Annotated in this window: 17 protein-coding genes; 3 read left to right on the top strand and 14 right to left on the bottom strand. The window is 54.4% G+C overall.

Translation table 11 applies throughout. The features are described from left to right. Positions 1 to 3: 3 nt before the first annotated feature. From IDH41_RS08610 to IDH41_RS08550, 13 genes are all read right to left on the bottom strand, one after another. Positions 4 to 1,512, bottom strand: a complete 1,509-nt coding sequence (locus IDH41_RS08610; RefSeq protein ID WP_190860058.1) for a response regulator — start codon at positions 1,510 to 1,512, stop codon at positions 4 to 6. 181 nt (positions 1,513 to 1,693) lie between these two features. Next, complete coding sequence (locus IDH41_RS08605; RefSeq protein WP_190860056.1) at positions 1,694 to 3,274, bottom strand: extracellular solute-binding protein; 1,581 nt, start codon at positions 3,272 to 3,274, stop codon at positions 1,694 to 1,696. A gap of 76 nt (positions 3,275 to 3,350) precedes the next feature. Beyond that, positions 3,351 to 4,220 (bottom strand): carbohydrate ABC transporter permease, encoded by an 870-nt coding sequence (locus IDH41_RS08600; protein WP_223829555.1) that lies wholly within the window; start codon positions 4,218 to 4,220, stop codon positions 3,351 to 3,353. A gap of 27 nt (positions 4,221 to 4,247) precedes the next feature. Continuing rightward, the gene (locus IDH41_RS08595) at positions 4,248 to 5,222 is read right to left on the bottom strand and encodes an ABC transporter permease (protein WP_190860054.1); all 975 of its coding nucleotides are present in this window, start codon (positions 5,220 to 5,222) and stop codon (positions 4,248 to 4,250) included. A 320-nt stretch (positions 5,223 to 5,542) separates the two neighbouring features. Beyond that, entirely contained in the window at positions 5,543 to 6,406 is an 864-nt protein-coding gene (locus tag IDH41_RS08590) for a sigma-70 family RNA polymerase sigma factor (protein ID WP_190860052.1), read from the bottom strand. Positions 6,407 to 6,463: 57 nt separating this feature from the next. Then, entirely contained in the window at positions 6,464 to 7,651 is a 1,188-nt protein-coding gene (locus tag IDH41_RS08585; RefSeq protein WP_190860051.1) for an NAD(P)/FAD-dependent oxidoreductase, read from the bottom strand. A gap of 123 nt (positions 7,652 to 7,774) precedes the next feature. After that, the gene (locus IDH41_RS08580; RefSeq protein ID WP_190860049.1) at positions 7,775 to 8,158 is read right to left on the bottom strand and encodes a DoxX family protein; all 384 of its coding nucleotides are present in this window, start codon (positions 8,156 to 8,158) and stop codon (positions 7,775 to 7,777) included. A gap of 213 nt (positions 8,159 to 8,371) precedes the next feature. After that, positions 8,372 to 9,295: a carbohydrate ABC transporter permease gene (locus tag IDH41_RS08575; protein ID WP_190860047.1), complete on the bottom strand. Its 924-nt coding sequence runs from the start codon at positions 9,293 to 9,295 to the stop codon at positions 8,372 to 8,374. Between the two features lie 12 nt (positions 9,296 to 9,307). Next, complete coding sequence (locus IDH41_RS08570; protein ID WP_190860045.1) at positions 9,308 to 10,246, bottom strand: ABC transporter permease; 939 nt, start codon at positions 10,244 to 10,246, stop codon at positions 9,308 to 9,310. 91 nt (positions 10,247 to 10,337) lie between these two features. After that, positions 10,338 to 12,038, bottom strand: coding sequence for a type 2 periplasmic-binding domain-containing protein (locus tag IDH41_RS08565; protein WP_190860044.1), 1,701 nt, complete (start codon positions 12,036 to 12,038; stop codon positions 10,338 to 10,340). A gap of 154 nt (positions 12,039 to 12,192) precedes the next feature. After that, the gene (locus tag IDH41_RS08560) at positions 12,193 to 13,647 is read right to left on the bottom strand and encodes a response regulator transcription factor (RefSeq protein ID WP_190860042.1); all 1,455 of its coding nucleotides are present in this window, start codon (positions 13,645 to 13,647) and stop codon (positions 12,193 to 12,195) included. Between the two features lies 1 nt (position 13,648). Then, complete coding sequence (locus IDH41_RS08555; RefSeq protein WP_190860040.1) at positions 13,649 to 15,406, bottom strand: sensor histidine kinase; 1,758 nt, start codon at positions 15,404 to 15,406, stop codon at positions 13,649 to 13,651. A 194-nt stretch (positions 15,407 to 15,600) separates the two neighbouring features. Beyond that, complete coding sequence (locus IDH41_RS08550) at positions 15,601 to 16,668, bottom strand: Gfo/Idh/MocA family protein (RefSeq protein WP_190860038.1); 1,068 nt, start codon at positions 16,666 to 16,668, stop codon at positions 15,601 to 15,603. A gap of 200 nt (positions 16,669 to 16,868) precedes the next feature. Between IDH41_RS08550 and IDH41_RS08545 the strand changes: the two genes are divergently transcribed. After that, positions 16,869 to 17,687: a helix-turn-helix domain-containing protein gene (locus IDH41_RS08545; protein ID WP_190860036.1), complete on the top strand. Its 819-nt coding sequence runs from the start codon at positions 16,869 to 16,871 to the stop codon at positions 17,685 to 17,687. A gap of 43 nt (positions 17,688 to 17,730) precedes the next feature. After that, positions 17,731 to 18,627: an RCC1 domain-containing protein gene (locus IDH41_RS08540; RefSeq protein WP_190860034.1), complete on the top strand. Its 897-nt coding sequence runs from the start codon at positions 17,731 to 17,733 to the stop codon at positions 18,625 to 18,627. A gap of 77 nt (positions 18,628 to 18,704) precedes the next feature. On the opposite strand, the gene IDH41_RS08535 is transcribed toward IDH41_RS08540, so the two are convergent. Then, positions 18,705 to 19,580: an alpha/beta fold hydrolase gene (locus IDH41_RS08535; RefSeq protein WP_190860033.1), complete on the bottom strand. Its 876-nt coding sequence runs from the start codon at positions 19,578 to 19,580 to the stop codon at positions 18,705 to 18,707. 159 nt (positions 19,581 to 19,739) lie between these two features. On the opposite strand from IDH41_RS08535, the gene IDH41_RS08530 reads away from it, so the two are divergent. After that, positions 19,740 to 21,038 carry an MFS transporter gene (locus IDH41_RS08530; RefSeq protein WP_190860031.1) on the top strand — a complete coding sequence of 433 codons (1,299 nt, stop codon included), beginning with the start codon at positions 19,740 to 19,742 and terminating at the stop codon, positions 21,036 to 21,038. Positions 21,039 to 21,093 lie beyond the last annotated feature (55 nt).

Below are 21,093 nucleotides of genomic sequence, written 5' to 3'. Positions count from 1 at the left end.
GGGCTAGCGCTTCTTCCGGTATTGCAAAGGCGACATATCGGTGGAAGCCTTGAATACCTTGACAAAGTAGCTTGCGCTGGCAAAGCCGCAAAGCTCGGCAATCGTATGCATCTTGTAATGCTCGCTTTCCACGAGCTTCTTGGCGAGATCGATCCGGTAATCGCTTATATACTGCTTGATGGAAATGCCCGTCTCCTCCTTGAACAGCTTGCCTATATGGCTCGTCGACAAATTCATGCGGTCTGCAATCATGGTCAGATCCAAATCGATGTTGCGATAGTTGGCAGCGATATAACGCATGACTTCCTGCACGAGCCGCGAATAGCCCGATGCCTGCCGCTTCTGTTCCAGCCACACCGAAGCGATCGCTTCCATTATGGACTCGGCCTCCTCGAGCGTCGAGCTATGCTTCACGTCATGTCCGGCATCCGTTAAGCCATGCTCGTTCTCTAGCGCAGCGATCAGCTTGCGATCGTCGTTTATTAACGTATGGGCAATCGTTTCGAGCAGCGCGACGACCCTCTCCCTTGCCGGATACTGCTTCTCTCGCAGCGATGCGAACAGCGTCCTCAACCAGTCGTGCAGCTTCTCCGGGCTTTCCTTGCTCAGCTTATAGAAGGAAGGGAGCGCGCCGACGTACAGTTCATTGGATGTTTCCTTCTCTTCTTCATGCGTCAGGCAGCGGGAATCCGGTTTGTAAAAGAATCGGTCAAGCGCGCTTCGCGCCGCCTTGTAGCTGCCCGGAATCGCCTTGATCCCGCTTGCTTCCGCTCCGATGCCGATCACGCAATGCGCGTTTCTCGACAGGAACGCCTCGATCAAATACGACAACCGTCTCGTATCGTTATTCTCGCAGGCTGCGATAATAAAGCAATGCTTGCGGTCAAGCCGGTCGCCGATCGCCGTAAACCCGTGCCCGCTCCAAAACTTCATCATCGCCTCCAATCCCGTCTCAGCGTCTTCCGAATCCGTGCGGTCGCGCACGATGAAGCCCATGTACCGCTTATTCTCGGGAAACCCGGTTTCGCGGCATAACCTCGAAATCTCATCCGGATCCGCATGCTCGACCCTAAGCAGGCTTGCCAGCCTTTGCTTGGCCAGTTCGTTCTTCTGGCGGAAGACATCCGTTTGGGCCTGCTTCTCCTGAAGCGATCGGACGGATTTGAGAATGGCTTGCTCGACCTCCGCCAGCTTGATCGGCTTCTCGATATACTCCACGGCCGATAGCTTGATCGCGCTCCGCAAATATTCGACGTCCATGTAGCCGCTCATGAAGATCAACAGGCTGCCCGGGGACTTTTCCGACAGCTTCTCGGCAAATTCGATGCCGCTGAGCTTCGGCATCCGAATGTCGGTCAATACGATTTCCGGCCTTTGGAGCGCGCATATCCGTAACGCTTCGGCCCCGTCGCATGCGAGCAAAATGTCGTTAATGCCATACAGCTCCCAATCGATGTTTTCCTTGAGCCCTTCTCTCGTGTAATCGTCGTCATCCGCAATTAACAATCGCATAACAATTTCCACCTTCGGCATGCGCAGCTTCTTGATAACGCTTGCAAATTGTATTACTAGAATATCAGAAAACTTCAAACCAATCTACGCGGCGCAGCAGGCGTTAAACCTGCCAATACCAGGAAGAAGCCCACCCTTCCGGCAGACGGAAGAATGAGCTTGCTCCTTATGGCGTGTTAGATTACTTCGCTGCCTGGCGCTCTTGATATACTTTGTTCGCCTCGTCAAGAATTTCTTGTCCGCCGGCTTTCAGCCATTGCGCTTTGAAGTCTTCGAACAGCTTGTCTACATCGCCTGCGTTCTTGGCGATGATTGCTTTCGTGTAAAATTCATCCTGCAGCGCGCTCAAGTTCGCAAAGTACTTCCCTTTGCTTTCCAATACCGTCGGTCCGAGAACGTCAGCGATTAATTCGCTGCCATCGGTTAATTCCGCTTTGAAATCGAGTTTATCTTGCGGCATGTGGAATTTCCATGTCGACACGGCTCTTTCGATTAGCGGATTGTAGAAACCGCCGATTCCGAGCTCATACCGCTTGTCCGCATCCGTGTCGTACGGCGCTTTCAGAACGGCGACACCGTCCTTCAACTCGTAGGATACGCCCGCTTCGCCGAAAGCCGTATTCAGGTAAGTCTCTTCATTCGTCGCAATTTCTTCGAGAATTTGCAAAATTTTGATTCTCTTCTTTTCATCCTTTTCAACCTGCACACCCAGTAGAAGCGGCGTTTGCAAGGCGCCGTTCGACATGGAAAGCGATTTGCCCGCAGGACCGATCAAGCCTTTGCCGAATGCCGGTTCGATGCCGTTGTCCGTAAACGTTTGCAGTTGACCATGCAGATGGTGGTACATGTTCGTGTCGATCATTCCGATTTTTTTGCTATTGAACTTTTGGCCCATAAGTCCGTTATCGTCCGTCATAAATTCCGGATCGATCAGATCCGCATTATACCATTTGTTCAGCAGCTTCGTCGCTTCGAGCGATTCATTCATAATACCGCCCCACGCAATCGTTCCATCGGATGCTTCCAGGAACATATACGGGTTAACGCCGAATGCGGAATAAACCTCATTGAACAATTGGTTTCTTGCGTTTTTGCCGCGACCGCTCATGCCGTACGTATCCTTCTGTCCGTTGCCGTCAGGATCGTTGTTGCGGAATTTGGTCAGCACGTCCTCGAACTCCTCCAGCGTCTTAGGAGGCTCGCTGTAGCCGATCTCTTTCAGCCAATTATTGTTATAGGTAGGAATAAATCCGGTCGATCCGTTCAGCCAGACTCTCGGAATGCCGTAATTTTTGCCGTCGACCAAACCAATATCCCAAGCGTTCGGATTAACGGATTCGACGTCCGCGACATACTTCGGCATGTATTGCTTAATTTCATCCACCGAAACGCTGGCGATGACGCCTTGCTTAGCCCAGGTCACCATATCGACCTCGGTAGGCGTTTGCGGGAAAATGTCCGGAATTTCGTTCGCTGCGATTTTGAGCTTAAAGTTCTCGTCCGTCACTCGCATATTAATGATCTTCACATTATACTTCTCTTCGAGATACTTCTGAACGTAGTTATTGTCTTCCTTCGGAACATCCCACGTCGATGCCGCGAACGTAATTTCGATCGGCGCTTCATCTGCGGCAGGCGCATTGGTCGCCTCGCCAGCAGCGGCCGGGGCATTGCCGTTATTTCCCCCGTTCGACGAGCATCCTGCCGCAAGCAATGAGAACGATAACAATAACGCGGTGCCAAACTTCATGCTGTTCTTCATTTCTTTTACTTCCTCCCTTTTTATCGATCAGCAATTTATTTAAACGGGAAGCCCGGGGCGCCCCGCATAAACCGGATTAGCCCTTAAGCGAGCCGATCATCGTCCCTTTGACGAAATATTTCTGCAAGAACGGATAAACGACCAGGATCGGCAGTACCGCAAACATGATGGTGGCAGCTTTAATCGAAGCTTCGTATCGGATATTCGCGACGGCGGATCTGCCAAGCGTTTCGGCATCCGTATTCGTAATGACGATATTACGCAAGAAGGTCTGCAGCACTTGCTTGCTTTCATCGGTAATGTACAGCATGGCATCGAACCAGGAGTTCCAGTGTCCGACTGCGCTCCATAGCGCTAAAGTGGCGAGTACGGGCTTTGACAGCGGAAGGACGATGCTGAGCAAAATGCGGACATCGTTGGCGCCGTCGATCTTCGCCGATTCCTCCAGCTCAGCCGGAATCGACATGAAGAAGTTGCGCAGGACGAGCATGGAGAACGTAGGCACGAGTCCCGGAACAATATACACCCATACCGAGTTCATCAGACCCAGCGACCTGATAAGCAGGTAGGTCGGAATAATGCCGCCGCCGAAAAACATCGTAAAGAGAATAATCATCGTGTAAACATTACGATGCGGCAAATATTTGCGCGACAGCGGATAGGCGCAGAGCGCCATCATGACTAAAGTCAGGAAAGTCCCGACAACGGTCCGAAAGACCGAATTGCCGAAGCCGATCCATATTTTCTTCTGATCCAGCACTTGTTTCCAAGCGGTGAAATCGACTTCCTTCGGATAAATATGCATGCCGAACCGGCTGGCCTCCGCCGGGGAGCTTACGGATATAGAAGCGATATGCACAAACGGATAGATCATGGCGACGCACATCAGCGTAATGAATACGATCAGTACGGCTTGGAATATGTTCTCACCTGTAGTCGGTTTCAACGTTTCTTTCCCCTTCCATGCGCCCCGTTAAAGGACGCCTTCTTGTCCCATTTTCTTCACGACGTAGTTCGTCGACAGCACCAGAGCAATGCCGATCACGTTCTTGAACAATCCGACCGCGGTCGTCAGCCCGAATTGAGCTCCCAGAATACCGACCCGATAGACATACGTATCGATAATGTCGGCGACCTCGTACACGGCAGGGTTGTACAGGTTGAAGATTTGGTCGAAGCCCGCGTTCAGGATGCCGCCCAGCGAAAGTATGAACAAAATCGTAATGACCGGCAATATCGAAGGAAGCGTAATATACCAAATTTGTTTTATTCGATTGGCGCCGTCGATGACGGCCGCCTCGTATAGCGCCGGGTCGATGCCCGACAGCGCGGCCAAATAGATGATCGTTCCGAATCCGACCTCTTTCCATATCCCCGTCCCTACCAGCGTCGAGCGGAAATAGTCGGTATCGGCAAGGAAATAAATCGGCTCGATCCCTACCAGCTGCAGAAGGAAATTCACCGGTCCCTCCGACGGCGACAGCATGACGATAACGATTCCGGAAAGCACGACCCACGAGAAGAAGTGAGGAAGGTAGGAAATCGTCTGGGCGATCCGCTTGAACCATCCGAGCCGCAGCTCGTTCAGCAATAAGGCGAGAATAATAGGCGCCGGAAACCCGAAAATGATGTGATAGCAGCTAATCAGCACCGTATTTCGGAAGATCCGCATAAAGTCGGGCGATTGGAAGAACAAAAATTTAAAATGATCCAACCCGACCCATGGACTGCCCATAATGCCCAGCCTCGGGCTAAAATCCTTGAACGCCAGCAGGATGCCGTACAGCGGGCCGTAATGGAAGATCGCATACCAGGCAATGACGGGGATAAGCATAAAGAACAAGTATTTGCTCTTCCTGTACTCCCGCCAGGTGGCGGCCCATTTCGAGCTTTTTCGCCCTACCGGTTTGTCAACGCTTTCAATCTTTGCAATATTCAAATTATTCATCGTAAAACATTCCTTTCCGACAACCACGGGAAGACTTTTTTTTGAGCGCCGCGAAGTCTATAGGTTGCACGTTTCGCTTTCCCGTCTTGTTCGTCGGCACCAATTTTCATAATTCAATTGTAAGCGGCTCAATTTACGCGGAATATAATAATTTCGGGGTTTTTTTTGTAATTTTCAGATCCAAAGAAAATAGAATATTAGACTGGACAAAAAACAAACAGCAGCGAACTAAGACTTGAAAAAATAAAGTCTTAGACTGCTGCTGTTGTCATTGCTATCAGTATTCCTGCTCAAATGGGTCATCATCTGTAGTCGACTACCTAAACTCGGGCAAGCTTATCCGGGTTTCGTACGGCATACATGCTGGCAAGCTTTCCGCGTCGGAGTTGTATAAATATAGCGGCCAGAGTTTCGTCCCCCGAACGAATTATTATGCCGGTCTCACCGTTCAGAGGGGCAACTTCGAAGTGACAATTTCCTTGATAATAGTGGTCTATACTCTTGAATCCTTCGAGCAGAACTCGAGCCACGTGATCGCGTGTTTGTACCGGATGCTTGAACGCGAGTACTTTGCCGCCTCCGTCGGCGACGAACATGACATCTTCGGTCAGCAGAGACAGCAAATGATCGACATTACCTTGCTCGAGAGACAGGAGGAAGCAGCTTATCCATTCCATTTGGGCCGCATCGGCCCTTAGGGGCTCCTCTTCGGATATCCCCATCTTGCTTCTTGCCCGGCTCATCAGCTTGCGACAATTCTCCTCTCGCTTGCCGAGTAGTTCGGCCATTTCGGAATAATCAAATTCCAACGCCTCACGCAGGACGAAAACCGTCCGCTCTGTCGGCGTCAGCCGCTCGAGTAGCGCGAGCATGCCGTAAGACAGCAGATCGCGGCGGACGACCGTAGTTTCGAGCATATCCGCCTCAGGCGTCCGAATCGGTTCGGGAAGCCACGGACCAACGTACACCACACGCCTCTTCCGCGCCGACTTTTGCTGATTGAGGCAGTGATTGGTTACCATTTTACACAAATATGCCTTCGGTTTCTCCAAACGTTCGGGATGTACGTCGAACGACTTAAAAAACACGTCCTGCACCGCATCTTCCGCATCTTCCACAGATCCTGTCAGCTGATAAGCCAGCGTGAACAACAGCGCCCTATATTGATCGTACAGTTCTTCCATTCGCCGTCCCACCTTCTCCGGACTGTTAAACAGACTGCAAACTCGGCCTCTTTGTTTCTACAATAGCTTACTGCCCGCTTTCCATGCAATATTCCTGAATCTCCACGCAGGCTTCCCCGTAATAATCATATTAAGTCCCCACTTGCGTCCCCACACTATTCCGCGATTTTCCCCCAGGCCAATGCAGTAGAAATCCAATGGGACCTTTTTGTGCACAGGAGCTGGACGACCTTCCAAATCGGCCATCACGATTTTCCCCAGTCGATCCGCCTGTATCCCACCTTCCTTGCACGTCATCTGATCTGCTTTACCGTTTCTCGGGTCAAAGATTCTCGCACAGTCGCCAATGCTGTATACGCCCGGCGCCCCTTGAACGCGATAACATTCATCCACCAGTACTTGACCTTCAGGAGTGAGAGGCAAGCCCATACTGCGAAGGGCCGGATTCGGTATCAGACCAATCGTCCATATACATAAGCTGACAGGTAGACGATCGCCATTAGAAAGCGTTATTACTCCTGCTTCTTCCCTCACAGCCTTACGATTGTGAAGTACGGACACTCCACATCCGCTGAGTGTCAGTTCTAACTTCCGTCCAACTATTTCCGGCCCTTCCGGGAACAGCCGCTCCTTCGCATTCAGCAAATAAACGGAGATATCGGACGATTTCAGTCCAAGTGCCGCTGCTTCATTCCGCATGGCGAGTGCCAGTTCGGCGGTCGTCTCGATGCCGCTGATGCCTGCTCCCCCAACCGCGACTGTCATTAGTCGCTTTCGTTCTTCAAGGTTCGTCTCGTAAGCAGCCTTCCGCAGATTGCTACGCCAACGTTCCCGGATGTCTGCCGCGGTATACGGATCGGTCAAGGCGATGCCGCCCTGATCGGGATCCGGTTGCCGAACGACGCTGCCGACCGCCACGACCAAAAGGTCATAATGAATTTGGTCATCATTTCCTTGCGTATCCACGTAACGAATCCGTTTTTCCCCACTATCCACGGACTTAACCGTTCCTTGCATGAATTCAACTCCTTCTGGAAACCAATGCATCCAGGGAATTATAATCTCTTCATCACCAACAGCTGGCCGAAACAACAGCATTTTACGCACATGACCGGGTTGATTGTCGATCAGAAGAAACCGAATCCGCCGTCCGTTCACCATGCCCTGGGTCGTTTCCTTTATTGCTTTGAGGGCTTGAAGCCCTGCATGGCCGCCTCCGATGATAATGCATGTCAAGTCGTTCATTTATCCTCAGCTCCTTTACGGTTTGCACATATAACAATGTGAGGCTTTGGCTTGTGACATCGGAAACGAACGAATAACCAAAGCACAACTGAAGCGTCACAGAGCATCGCGCCCTGCGTTCGATCAGCCCATGAAGGACTCGGGTCCGAAGCGGCCCCACGCTATAAATACTGCCAACGCGAGATAGATCAGGTTCGCCACCACTGATTTGTTGTCGCCGTGGCGGAGGTGGGTGATGATCGCACCGATCATCACCAGCACCCAGCAGACAGCAGTTACCGGAACCAGGATCGGCGCGATGTCAATTACGGCGGGCAGGATCAGGCCTACCGCAGCCAGGATCTCAAGGACACCCAAAGACTTGAGGAAGCCGACGCTAACGTCTTCGACCCATTCCCCGCCAGGGTACTTGCCCAGTTTCTCCTTGGGGATGAACGTCTTGTTAATGCCGCTGGCTAGGGCTACTACGGCGAGCAGTCCGGTTGCGATCCAAAGTGCGAGGTTCATTTTTCCTCAGCTCCTTTATGTTTTGCACATAAAACAATGTAAGGCTCAGATTTGTGACCGCGCTCTGCATTAATGTCTTAATAATAAACGAAGAAGGTACAGCATCCTCAATAATCTTGAGGGCCGTACCTCTTTTTAGATCACGCGGACTTTTTCAGTGGCCTCGCGTATGAGCGGAGGCTTTCCAATGCAGTGCGAAAATACCTTTAACCTTTACCCTTTAACCGAGCCGAGAAGGACGCCCTTCACGAAAAACCTCTGGGCGAACGGATACATGACGATCATCGGAATCGAGGCGATGACCATGGCCGCAAGCTCGATCGACTGCGCCGTCACGAGCCCCTGTCCCTGGGCGTTGTTCAATAAATTCGAAACCGCGAGACTCGAGCCTTCCACCGTGCTCACCATGTTCTCGACCGCCCGGTTGGACTGGATCAGCCTCAGGATGACGTACTGCAGCGTCTGCAGATCGGCCGATTGCGTGAAGTACAGCGTTGCGCCGTAATCGTTCCACACGTTAACGGCCGTAAAGACGGACAGCGCCGCCAGCACCGGCTTGGAGAGCGGAATGACGATTTGGAAGAAGATCCTAAATTCGCTTGCGCCGTCCATCTTGGTCGATTCGAACAAGGAATCGGGAATCCCTTTATAGTTCGCGTTGAAGATGATGACGTTCCAGAAGCCGCCGAACAGGGCGGGTATAATATAGACCAAATAATGATCGTACAGCCCGAGCCAATTCATGAGCAGGAAGGAAGGAATCAGCCCTCCGCTGAAATACATGCTGACAAAGCCGACCGTAATATAAATTTTCCGTCCCTTCAAATAGGAGCGGGAGAACGCGTAGGCGAACATCGCCGTGTACAGAATGGAAACGACGGTAACGATGACCGTTCGGGAGGCCGTAATCCAGGCCGCCTGGAGCATGCCGTCATCCGCGAGCACCGTCCGCCAGCTGGCCCACGTCAGCTCCCTCGGCCATAGAAATACCGGCCCCCGCGCCAGGTCCTCCCCGCTGTTCAAGGAGCTGATCAAGGAAAACCAGAACGGATATAAGGTCACGATCATCAACACGATCATGATCACCACGGTTGACAGATTAAATGCGCGTTCCCCTATACTTTTGCCTCCAACCATGTCGATCTCTCCTTAAAACAACCCTGATTTGGTCAATTTCTTCGACAGCGCGTTGGCGCCGACGAGCAGCAGCAGCGCAAATACCGCTTTCATCAGGCCGATCGCCGTCGCCGAGGCGAATTGGAACTGCAGCAAGCCGGTTTGATACACGTACGTATCGATGACTTGGCTGGCCGGCAAATTAAGCGTGTTTTGGAGCACGTAAATTTGGGTGAAATTGTTATTCAGCATGCCGCTCACGGCAAATATGATCAACACCATCAGGGTCGGCAAAATCCCCGGTATCGTAATATGCAGCATTCGTTTGAACCGGCCGGCTCCGTCGATCGCGGCGGCCTCGTACAAGCTTTGGTCCACGCCCGCCATCGCCGCCAAATAAAGAATGGCGCCCCAGCCTATATCCTTTAACAGTCCCGTCCCGATCGCGACGCCCCAGAAGTACTTCGGATCGGCCAGAAACGGAATGGGCTTGTCGATGAGATGAAGCTTCATGAGCAGGAAATTCACGATTCCGGTCGTATTGAGCAGCGTAATGAACAAGCCGCCGAAAATAACCCAGGACAGGAAGTGAGGCAAATAAGTCACCGTTTGGACAATCGATTTAAACTTTCGATGCTTGATTTCGTTCAGCAATAATGCGAACACGAGCGTCGCCGGAATGCTGACAAGCGCTCCGAGAAGATTGATGCCGAGCGTATTGCGGACCATCGGCCAGAACTGAAAGTTTTGAAAGACGCGGATAAAATGCTGAAAGCCGTTCCACTCGCTCGTAAAGATGCCTTTCACGCCCATGATGGGCTCGTAATTTTTGAACGCCATCAATAAACCGAATAACGGCGTGAAGTCGAACAGAAAAATAAGGCCTACGGCAGGCAGCAGCATAATTTTGAGTTCAAGCTGCGTTCTAAAGTCATAGCCGAGCTTATACGCTTTTTGTTTCTTCGAAGCCATGCGTTCTCTCCCCCATTTTCGCTAGGGGCGGCGCCGCAGCGCGGACGATCGCCCGCCCGCGCCTTGATGCCGCTCCTTCCCGCCGGTCCGCTTAGGAGTTAATCCCCGACACGTCGATGCCGTATTCCGCTTTCTTCTCCTGCACGTATTTGTTTCGTTCCGCATCCAGCGCTTCGATGCCCAATTTCTTCAGCTGGGCGATCATCTCGTCGTACAGCTTGCCGAACTCGGCATCGTCCTTGGCGAGAATGATTTTGGCGATTTGCGCTTCCTTGTAAGTCTTGATCTGCAATTCGTCGTTGGCGAGCTTGCCGTCCGAAGGGAACAGATCCGCAGGCAGGCTGAGCGGCGAGCCGTCGTAAATGACCGTTTCCTCCGCCTTTCCGTATGCGCTCTGCACCCGGTTCGCCGTAACGGCTTGCAGGTCGGTCTCCTCGTTGGGAGGCTGCTGCGTGCTGTACGAGAACGAAGTATGGTGGAACGGCCAGAACGCGTTCAGCCCCGTCTTCATGTAATCCGTCGCATCCTTGATGCCCTTCTCCGTCTTCACGACATGCCCGTCGGCATCCAGGTTGTAATCGGCGCCTTCGAAGCCGTAAATGTGAAGCATCATGCCTTCCTTGCTGCTCATGTAGCTGAGCCATTTGGCCAGCTTCTCCGGCTCTTTCGCCGACTTGGAAATAAACGTCTTCATCCAGCCGCCGCCGGCGCGCTTCGACTTCCACAGAACGGGCTTGGTGCCTGCGTCCGACAGGATCGGACCGGAAGAAGTCCAATAGTCGTTATTCTGGAACGAGGTGTCCGCCGAGTTGCCGATGAAGGTAAATACCCGGCCCGAGGCCATGTCCGCCTTCACCGCGGCGTTATCCACCGTCATCTGTCCCGGCTCGAAATAGCCGGCCTTGCTCGCCTTGTAGAGAAACTCCAGCGCAAGTTTCGTTTCCGGGGCGAGAAGCCTGTCCCGGTAATTTCCGTCCTTGTCGACCGACATGGCGCCGAACGAATCCTGCAGAAATCCTAACGTAGGCCCTTGATACGACTTGCCGTCTACCAGAAGCGGGATGACCGGCGCCCCGTTGACCTTCATATTCATATCCTTGATCTTCCGGTAAGCCGCGAGCAGCCCCGACTCGGTTTTGATGTCGTCCAGCGTCAGCCCGGCTTCCTTCAACAGGTTCCCGTTCACGACGATGGCGCCGTTGGAAGCGTAATCGACCAAGTCGATATAGAATTGGCCGGAAGGCGGATATAGCGCCCTTGCGTCCTCGGAGTTGATATGGCTCGGATAGGCGTAGAAGCCGCCGTCGCGGTCGATAACCGCTTCCTTCACGTCGGCCGGGAAGTCCGTGAGCAGGTGGGAATCCGGATCGTATTGTTTCAGAAACTCTTCCAGATCCCATACCTTGCCGGACTCGATCAGTTTTTTGCCGAGCACGTCGTTCGTAATCGTAATGACGTCCGGGAACGCTTCGCCAGAAGAGACGAGCATCAGGTTGAGCTTCGTGTCGCCGTCCTGCGCCGGAATGTTGAATTCGAACGTCAAGCCGGTTTTCTCCGTTATTTTGCCCTGCACCGTATTCGGATCCGTGCTCCACGTCGTAGGCGGATTCCAGAAGTCGATCGACGAGAACCAGACCGCTTTCGACGGTCCAGCGTCCCCTCCGCTGCCTCCTTCCGACGCCTCCGTGCCGCCCGGATTGTTAGCGGTTTCATTTCCGCCGTTGCTGCAGCCCGCCGCGACGAGCGCGAACGCCATAAAGACGGCAGCCAGCCATTTCCGCTTTTTGATCAAGATGAACAACCTCCCCTTTTGTTTCGATTGTTATGGAACGTCTCTATCGTATCCCGCATCCCGATCAAGCCATATGTTCCGATTTTTTTATTTTGGTGTTTTGTTCGCTTCTCCGGATTCAAATGGACCGCTTCGCTTTTTTGATCGCTTTCAATTAAATTTTTCGGTACTTGCTCGGGGTGACGCCGAAATGCTTCTTGAACAGCTTGTTGAAGTGGAAATAATCCTTGTAGCCGACCCGCTCGACGATCTCGTGCACGGATAGCGAGCAATCGGCGAGCAGCTCCTTCGCGAGGCCAAGCCGTTTGCCGGTGACGTATTCCGAATACGTTGTGCCCGTCTCCTTCTTGATCAGCTGGCTGAGATAGCCAAGGCTTAAGTTAAACCGTTCAGCCAAGCGGCTGAGCAGCAGATCCTCCGTAAAGCTGGCGTCGATATGGGCAATGATTCTCGCCACCTGCTCGTTCGAGACGGCCATATCCTCGCCGGTTTGCAGCTCGAAGAACGCTTTGAGCGATTCGAACAGCTGCGCGGGCGTGCCGTACAGGCGAACGATCTGATAATAGTTCAAATACTCGATTTCCTGCAGCGACCGGCTGTTCGCGTAATGCTTGTAAATGAGAGACACGATCTGATTGTAGGCGCCCGCGATTTGGTCGATATAGAGGTGACCGGACGCGCATTCCGCATGGAGTTCGTCAAGCCCTCTGCGGATAAGGTCCGGCTTCCGCTCCTTGATCGCAATCTCGATCGGGAGGATCGATTTCGTCGGCAGGGCCGAAGCGTCCGCCGGCTTGTACTCGATGACGCGGGCGTCCGCCTGACCGAAACGGCTGAACAGGGCAATATCCGATTCCTGATAGAGCTTGCCGAGCGGCGTCGAGTACGCCCCGATCGAGCTGACCCCGACGGCCTCGAAGCCGGACAGGGCGCGCGTCCTACCATCTAGGAAGCCGGCCGGTTCGCCGTATTCGTCGTAGTTGATCAGGAAGGATAGCTTGTTCTGTCCCGTCCGGAAGCGGATGACGTTCACGCCCTCGCATGCCTCCGCGCCCATGCTGGATGCAAGCGCGCTTGGATGCGCGCATAGTCCGGTAATAAACCGGAAGTGGGGATAATCGAAGGCATAGCCTTTGCTCAGCAGAAAATTGCCGATTTTGATTTTGTTGTCGGGCTCGAACAGCTCGAACAAGTCGTTCAGCAGCAGATCGAGCTCCTTGAAGGACTCCCGCTTCTTGTCCAGCTTCCCGGACAGCCGCGTCATCGTCTCGATCAGCTTCGGCTTCTCGATTTGCTTGAGCAAGTAGTCGAACGCGCCGAGCCGAAGCGCCTTCTGCGCGTATTCGAATTCCGAATAGCCGCTGACGAATACGACTTCGGCGTCCAACCGTTCGCTTGCGATCCTCTCCAGCAATTCGAGGCCGTCCAATCCCGGCATCCGGATATCCGATATGACGGCGTCCGGCTTCAGCTCCTTCATGCTCGCAAGCGCCGATAGGCCGTCATGCGCCTCTCCGACGATCGTAAAGCCAAGCCCCTCCCAATCGATCAGCTTCGTAAGGCCGTAAGCGACCCACGGTTCGTCGTCCACGATCAATACGCGATACATCTCATCGCTCCTCTCCCTGTTCGTCGTCTGCGCTGGCCGGGAACGCGACGGATACCGTCGTCCCTTCATGCAGCCGGCTCTCCAGCCTCAGCTCGGCTTCATCCCCGTAAAAGAGCTTGATTCTGCGGTATATATTCAATAATCCGATGCCTTTCTCGTCATCGCTGCTCCAATGGCCGGGCTCGTTGTATCGCCGCAGCTTGTCCAGCTGCTTCGCGTACTGATGCTCGTCCATGCCGTAGCCGTCGTCGCTTACCGAGAACATGAGGCGGCCCCGGTCGATCCGGCATGCCTTGATATGAACGGCGCCGCTGCCGATTTTTCGTTCAAGTCCATGGAATACGGCATTTTCCACGATCGGCTGCAGCAGCATTTTGAGCATGCGCTCCTCCAGCACGTCCTCCTCGGCGTCGATGACGATTTTGAATCTTCCTCTGAACCGGAAGTCGATGATGTTGGCGTATTCGCCCGCATGCGCGATCTCTTCCCGGACGGTCACGAAGTTGCTGCCCTTGACCGCGTACCGGAACATGCTCGACAGCGAGCCGGAAATATCGGCGATCGGCTCCACGTCGTGGTAGAGGGCGACGGCTCTTATGCTCTCCAGCGTGTTATACAGAAAATGCGGATTGATTTGGTTGCGGAAAGCCGAAATTTCCATTTGTTTTTTGGTCAGCTCGATCTCGTACATCCGCGCCTGCGTCGATTGAACCTCCTTGCTCAAGGAGTCGATATCGTCGAGCATTTTGTTCAAATTCGTCCCCAGCACGCCGATCTCGTTGTGATGCGTCACTTCGAACCGGCTTTCCCCGCCTTTTCGCGGATACGCTTTCATAAAATCCATCAGCTCCTTGATCGGCTTCACGATCCGGGTAAAAAAGATAAACAGAAAGAAGCATAAGATGCAGATCATGACGGCATACGAAAAGATGTTGAAGCGCTTGACCGTATCCAGATCGGCAAGCAATTCGCCGCGCGGAATGAGGCTGATCAGCTTCCAGCCCGAGCGCGGCAGCGTAATCGTCTGCACGATATAGCGCCCGTTATTTTGCCATTCGCCCGGCACGAACGCATCCTGGTCCACAAGCTTGCCCTCGGAGGCGATCGTCCGGTTATTCCGGTCCAGCAGCATAACCTGGGAGCTTGCCGTAACTTTCGCGCTTTTCAAAATCGGGCTGAAATTTGTCGCGTCCATGAAGAAGCGGCCGACGCCCATGAAACCCGTTACAAGACGGTTCGAGTCTAGCTTGTAAATCGGCGCCGTAATGGCGTAGAACGACCGCTTGCTGTCTCTTGCGTCCGAAATCGGAATATCGATCAGGTTGGAATACTCGAACGATTCGACCGGCGCGTCGACGGACTGCATCGAGCCGATTCCGACGCTGGCCATATAGCTCCCGTCCTTGTCGTAGAGCTGGATGCCCCTTATGTTTTCCTTTAACGATATCGTGTTGGCGAATACCGACAGCACCTCCTGGTTTTTCAATATCCTGGTCAGGACGTCGTCCGAGCCCAAATAAGCCTGCACGGTCGGGCTGTAGAAGAGGAAGGTCGAGATGCCTTCCATGTCGGAGTCGAAGCTGTTCATTTTCTCCTCGACCTGCAGGAAGATCCGGCTCACCGATTCGGTCACTTTCGCCTCGATGATCCGTTTGGCGATCAGGCTCGAAATGACGTACGACACGAGAAGAATGAAAAGCATGAACAGGCTTAAGTAAACGATTTGGCGAATCAGGCTGAGCTTGCGAAACCGAATCACGCTATCCCTCCAGTCTATGAAGCTCTCAATATCGTGCGGCGCGGCAATCTGAATACGATTATTATCCGCGCCGTTCAAAAATGCAAGATCGGAATCACGTTTCGCATAAACAAAAAACAACGGGACGGCTATCCGTCCCGTTGCATAAACCTTAACGCGCATTCCTTTTCCCGCCGCGTCGCCAAGTTCTGCGCTTACAAGTGCAATTCCTTGCCGGAAGCCGCGGATTCGTAAATCGCGGACAAAATCTTGATCATGTCGACGCCGTGCTCCGGCGTAATGATCGGCTTCGCGCGCCCTTGCACGCAATCGACGAAATGCGCGATGTTGCCTTCGTGATGCTGCTTCGCCGAGCCCGAAGTCTTGACCGGCGACAAGTCGACCAGCTGCCCCGCCGCTTCGCCGAACAGCTTCAGCTCGCCCATGCGCAGGCTGGCTCCCGCCTTTGTGCCGCGAAGCTCGACGAAGTTCGTCTCTTCTTCGATATTGGAAGCCCAGCTGAATTCGATCTGCAGCGTAGCCCCGTTCTCGAAGCGGATAAAGCCGGTGGCCAAATCCTCGACGTCGAAGACGCCGTCCTCCCGCTTCTCGCCGAAGGCGCTGTGCGCCGAATCCGAAAGCTCGTTGTGCGCGAATTTCGCGTACGTCGCGCCGCTGACGGCCACCGGCTTCGGATTGCCCATGATCCACGTCGCCAGATCGATAAAGTGGACGCCAAGGTCGATCAGCGGCCCGCCGCCGGACAGCTCCTTGGTCGTGAACCAGCCGCCCTTGCCGGGAATGCCTCTCCGCCTGATCCAGCCGCAGCGGCCGGTATAAATTTCGCCGAGACCGCCCTCGTCCGCATAGCGCTTCAAAAATTGCGAGCTCGGCGTGAACCGGTTGTTGCGAACGGCCATCAGCACCCGGCCGCTAGCCGCGGCCGCGGCCGCCATCTTCTGCGCCTCCGCGGGCGATACCGCGTCTGGCTTCTCGCACAGCACATGAATACCCTGATTCAGCGCGGCGATCGCGATCTCCGAATGATACAGATTCGGCGTGCTAATATCGACGATATCGAGCTCCTCCTGCCGCAGCATCTCCTTGTAGTCCGTATAGACGGCATCGACGCCGAGCAGCGAAGCGATCTCGCGCGCCCGACCTTCGTTGATGTCGCATACCGCGACCGCCTCCACCTCGGTATGCTCCATCCATGCCTTCAGATGCGCCGCTTTGAAAATACCTCCCGCGCCGATAACGCCCAGCTTCCGTTTCCCGCTCATTGTTCCAATCCTCCTCTTGTTCTCGTAACGCCGGCATCGCCGGCTTGACTTATTTCGCGAAGCGCGCCAGAAAGACCGGCTTGCCCGCTTAATGATCAAGTATAGGAACAGCCGGATCGCAAGTGAATTGCCGATTCTACGGAGGTTGACTTATTTTGCATTATTTTTTAAGGTTGAACTAGCTATCATAGGAGGTCGCTATGGATCCATACGGACTGCGTTATTTGTATGCCGGCTATTCCCATCATACTTCTCCCTATCGAACCGGCGTCGAGCATCGTCACGACGGCCTGCTGCTTCGCCTTCAGGTGAAAGGCTTCTGCAAGATCGCCGTTAGCGGCAAAGAGCACGCGATCGGTCCGGGCGATCTGGTCTGTGTCAAGCCGGGCGAGACGTATCAATTGACGATCGGACCGAATCGGCCGGAAGCGGCAGCGGCAGCGCCGGACAGCGCCGACTATTTTCTCGCCTGCGGCGGAGAGTGGGTCGACGAGTGGAGGTCGCACAGCGACATTCCCCATCAAATCCGCATTGAAATGACGGAGGAGCTTCTATCGTTCTGGCGAAAACTCATTTACGAGAAGCGCGATTTGCACGGCGATAATTCGGAGATGCTGGCCTGCGTCGTCAAATTGCTTTGTCTGACAATCGAGAGGCTGGCGCGCAAGGCGCGTGCCGCCGCGGAACGAAACGACGGGCATGTCGCCTACAAGCTCAAGCAATATATCGAAGCTCATGCCACGGAGCCGCTTACGCTGGCGCGAATTTCGGCCCAATGCGGGGTCAGCGTGTCCACGGCCTCCCATCTGTTCAAGCAGGCGTTCGGACAGCCGCCGATGCGGTACGCCGTCGAAGTCCGGCTTGCTATCGCCTGCGACCGTATTTTGTACAGTGAAATGCGGCTCGAGGATATCGCGGAAGCTTCCGGCTTCCGCAGCTATCCGTACTTCAGCCGCGCCTTCCGCGCCCGCTTCCGCATGAGCCCGAGCAAGTATCGGGCCGTCAATCGCCCGGAATAGCGGCCGCGCCGCCAAATTGTATGAAGGGAAGAGGAGGTAAGACATGGATAACCTTTCACCGAAAGAAGCGATGTTAAAGGGGAAACCGCGCCCTAAACCTGCCATAGCGGCGGGTCGCCGTCATACCGTTGGGCTTAGATCTGACGGAACGGTGACGGCTGTTGGCGATAATAAATATGGCCAATGCGAGGTAAGCGGCTGGCGTGATGTCGTGGCGGTCGCGGCCGGTAATGTACATATGGCGACGAACACGGGCAATGCTCATACGATCGGGCTTAAATCGGACGGCACGGTGGCCGCTGCAGGGTGGAATAAGCATGGCCAATGCGAGGTAACCGGCTGGCGCGAGATGGTGGCGGTTGCGGCGGGTTGGTGTCGTACTGTCGGGCTTAAATCGGATGGCACGGTGGCGGCAGTGGGCCGAAATAAGGAAGGCGAATGCAAGGTTAGCGGCTGGCGCGATATGGTGGAGGTTGCGGCGGGTGATTGGCATACCGTCGGACTTAAATCGGACGGAACGGTGACGGCTGTTGGCAATAATCGTTATCGCCAATGCTTGGTAAGCGACTGGTGCGACATCGTGGCGGTAGCCGCGGGATACCTTCATACCATCGGCCTTAAATCGGACGGCACGGTGACGGCTGCGGGTTTGAATAAAGATGACCAATGCGAGGTAAGCGGCTGGCGCGGCGTTGTGGCGATAGCGGCGGGCAGTTATCATACCATTGGCCTTAAATCGGACGGTACCGTGGCGGCTGCGGGTTGGAATAAGTACGGCCAATGTAAGGTAAGCGACTGGCGCGATATGGTGGCGATTGCGGCAGGTTGCGCCCATACCGTAGGGCTTAAATCGGATGGCACGGTGGTTGCTGCGGGTGATAATGAATATGGCCAATGCGGGGTAAGCGGCTGGCGCGGCATCCGACTGCCCGGCAATTAGTTTTCAATAGAACCGCGCCTCTCACACGAGAAGCGCGGTTGTTGCGTTCAGCGTTCGACGGTTGGTAAGCCGGCTCGCTAATGATGCGGCCGTTCTTCATGGAATTCCGGATCGACGACGTACGCTTCCTGAATGACTTCCATGATGCCGGCAGCCTCGTCCGCCGCCTTCCGGTTCTCCTTCGCAACCTCCGCGACAAAACGGCTTATCGCCTCGTTTAATCCGTCCGCGGCCTTCGTCGGCAATTGATGCTTGACCGTCCGGAAGATGACCAGCTTGCTGTTCGGAAGGCCTTGCCGAAGTATTTTTTTGTAACGCTTAAAGCCCCAGTCCTTGTCGCCATAGAGCAGCAGGACAGGCGCGGCGATCTCGGGCAGCCGCTCCGTGCAGCGATATTGCAGGCTGTACTTGTAATATTGCCTAATATTCCGCTTATTGCCGCTCTTCGAATCGTTCAATAGATTTCGGAATGTTGCCCGGCTGTCGGCATTTCCCCAAGTAATGCCCAGCCGAAGCAGGCCGATCGCCGGCTTCCAGCCCGACAAGCCGATCGCGATGCGGATCCGGTTTCGAAGGACGAAGTCGCTCGCCTCGGACATCGCGCTGATGAGGATGCCTCCCGCGAAGAGCGCCGGATACGTCAGCAGCGCTTCAAGCGCGATGGACCCGCCCGTCGAATAACCGGCCACGAATGCCTTTTCGATGCCCAGATGGTTCAATAGCTGCTTCAAATCCTTCACGATCAGCTCGTACGTAACGGGAGCTTCCGACGGACGGCTTCTGCCGTGGCCCCGGATATCGAACGTGACGACCCGGCAGCCGGAGGAAAGCTGCGCCTGCTGGTATTTGAAATTGGCGCTCGTGAGCAGCGGGGGATGAATGAAGACGATCGGCGTGCCCGAACCGCTAGACTCGTAATATAACTCTGTTCCGTTTATCGTCGCATACGGCAATGCTTCGCACCTCTTATCGCAAGGTTAAGTTGGACTTCCGCAACCTATTTTGCCCATAATCGTCCGAATTATGGACGGGATACGAAACGGGCTCCGTGCAAATAATGAATGGAGCACAAAACGACATTCTTATTGAAATCAGGGGAGCCCGTATAATACATGGAGAAGACCAAATCGCGTAAGCTTAGCATCGTATTCGAAAGCGAAATCGATGCGCCGGCATTTCAGGAAATCGAATCGGATAAAGCGAAGCAAAGCGGCGGCGGTTCCAAGGGACGGCTTTGGGAATTTACGGCGCTGGCCTCCATTCCGATGGTGCTCGTATTCGGCAATTCGATGCTCGTGCCGGTCCTTCCCGATATGCAGAGGGAGCTTGGGATCAACAAGTTTCAAAGCAGTCTGGTCATAACGATCTTCTCTCTCGTCGCCGGGCTGTTCATCCCGGTCATCGGCTATTTGTCGGACCGGTTCGGACGCAAGGGCGTCATCATTCCGGCCTTGATCGTATACGGAGGCGGCGGGCTTCTGGCGGGCTTCGGCGCGATCTGGGGCTCGTACGCCGTCATCATCGCGTCCAGGGCGATTCAAGGCTTGGCTGCCGCCGGTACCGCGCCGGTCGCCATGGCGCTCGTCGGCGATTTGTACGAAGGCGGGACGGAGAGCAAGGCGCTCGGCTTGACGGAAGCGTCGAACGGAACGGGCAAGGTGCTCAGTCCGATCATCGGCTCGCTGCTGGCGCTAATCGCCTGGTACGCTTCCTTCTTCGCGTTTCCCGCCTTTTGCGCCTTGTCGCTGCTTGCCGTCATCTTCCTGATCAAGGAGCCGGAGCGCGGACGGAAGCAGGGACTGGGGCAGTATATCGGGAAGATCAAGGAGCTGTTCAAGCAGAAGGGCAGCTGGCTGGTCACTTCGTTTTTCGCGGGCTCGCTCGGCCTGTTTATTTTGTTCGGCGTCCTGTTTTATTTGTCCAACATTCTCGAAGAAGCGCCTTATTCGATCGACGGCGTGAGGAAGGCGCTCGTGCTCGCCATCCCGCTGCTCGGCCAAGTGATCACGTCCTACACGACGGGCAGCCTGATCAAAAAAAACGGCGTCTTGATCCGCCGGCTCATGAACATCGGCCTCGCCGCGATGACCGTCTCGCTCGGCGCGACGATCTTCTTCTTTCAAAACCTTTATGTGTTCATCGGCTTGCTGACGGTCAGCAGCATCGGCACCGGGCTCCTTCTGCCCTGCCTGAACACGATGATTACCGGCGCGGTCCAGAAGAGCGAGCGGGGCATGATCACGTCGCTGTACAACAGCTTGCGGTTTCTCGGCGTGGCGGCCGGTCCCCCCTTGTTCGGCTGGTTGATGGACAAGTCGGATCGGGTCGTGTTCATTACCGTGTCCGCGCTGTCGCTGCTTGCGCTCGGACTCGTCTTTTTTCTGATCAAACCGCCCAGCGAGGTCAGTTGATGACAAAAAAGGAAACGCGCTCCGCAACCAGAATCCCGCGTTTCCTTTTTTTTGA

Source organism: Paenibacillus arenilitoris (genome assembly GCF_014705655.1).
Taxonomy (GTDB): Bacteria; Bacillota; Bacilli; order Paenibacillales; family Paenibacillaceae; genus Pristimantibacillus; species Pristimantibacillus arenilitoris.
Note: the sequence above shows the minus strand (reverse complement) of the source record. Positions and strands in the feature narration are given on the sequence as shown.

Excerpts from the sequence above, each read along its gene's own strand:
- IDH41_RS08590 (WP_190860052.1), bottom strand. The coding sequence starts at position 6,406 with ATGGAAGAACTGTACGATCAATATAGGGCGCTGTTGTTCACGCTGGCT.
- IDH41_RS08560 (WP_190860042.1), bottom strand. The coding sequence starts at position 13,647 with ATGTATCGCGTATTGATCGTGGACGACGAACCGTGGGTCGCTTACGGC.
- IDH41_RS08585 (WP_190860051.1), bottom strand. The coding sequence starts at position 7,651 with ATGAACGACTTGACATGCATTATCATCGGAGGCGGCCATGCAGGGCTT.
- IDH41_RS08570 (WP_190860045.1), bottom strand. The coding sequence starts at position 10,246 with ATGGCTTCGAAGAAACAAAAAGCGTATAAGCTCGGCTATGACTTTAGA.
- IDH41_RS08530 (WP_190860031.1), top strand. The coding sequence starts at position 19,740 with ATGGAGAAGACCAAATCGCGTAAGCTTAGCATCGTATTCGAAAGCGAA.
- IDH41_RS08550 (WP_190860038.1), bottom strand. The coding sequence starts at position 16,668 with ATGAGCGGGAAACGGAAGCTGGGCGTTATCGGCGCGGGAGGTATTTTC.
- IDH41_RS08595 (WP_190860054.1), bottom strand. The coding sequence starts at position 5,222 with ATGAATAATTTGAATATTGCAAAGATTGAAAGCGTTGACAAACCGGTA.
- IDH41_RS08575 (WP_190860047.1), bottom strand. The coding sequence starts at position 9,295 with ATGGTTGGAGGCAAAAGTATAGGGGAACGCGCATTTAATCTGTCAACC.
- IDH41_RS08610 (WP_190860058.1), bottom strand. The coding sequence starts at position 1,512 with ATGCGATTGTTAATTGCGGATGACGACGATTACACGAGAGAAGGGCTC.
- IDH41_RS08605 (WP_190860056.1), bottom strand. The coding sequence starts at position 3,274 with ATGAAGAACAGCATGAAGTTTGGCACCGCGTTATTGTTATCGTTCTCA.
- IDH41_RS08545 (WP_190860036.1), top strand. The coding sequence starts at position 16,869 with ATGGATCCATACGGACTGCGTTATTTGTATGCCGGCTATTCCCATCAT.
- IDH41_RS08540 (WP_190860034.1), top strand. The coding sequence starts at position 17,731 with ATGGATAACCTTTCACCGAAAGAAGCGATGTTAAAGGGGAAACCGCGC.
- IDH41_RS08580 (WP_190860049.1), bottom strand. The coding sequence starts at position 8,158 with ATGAACCTCGCACTTTGGATCGCAACCGGACTGCTCGCCGTAGTAGCC.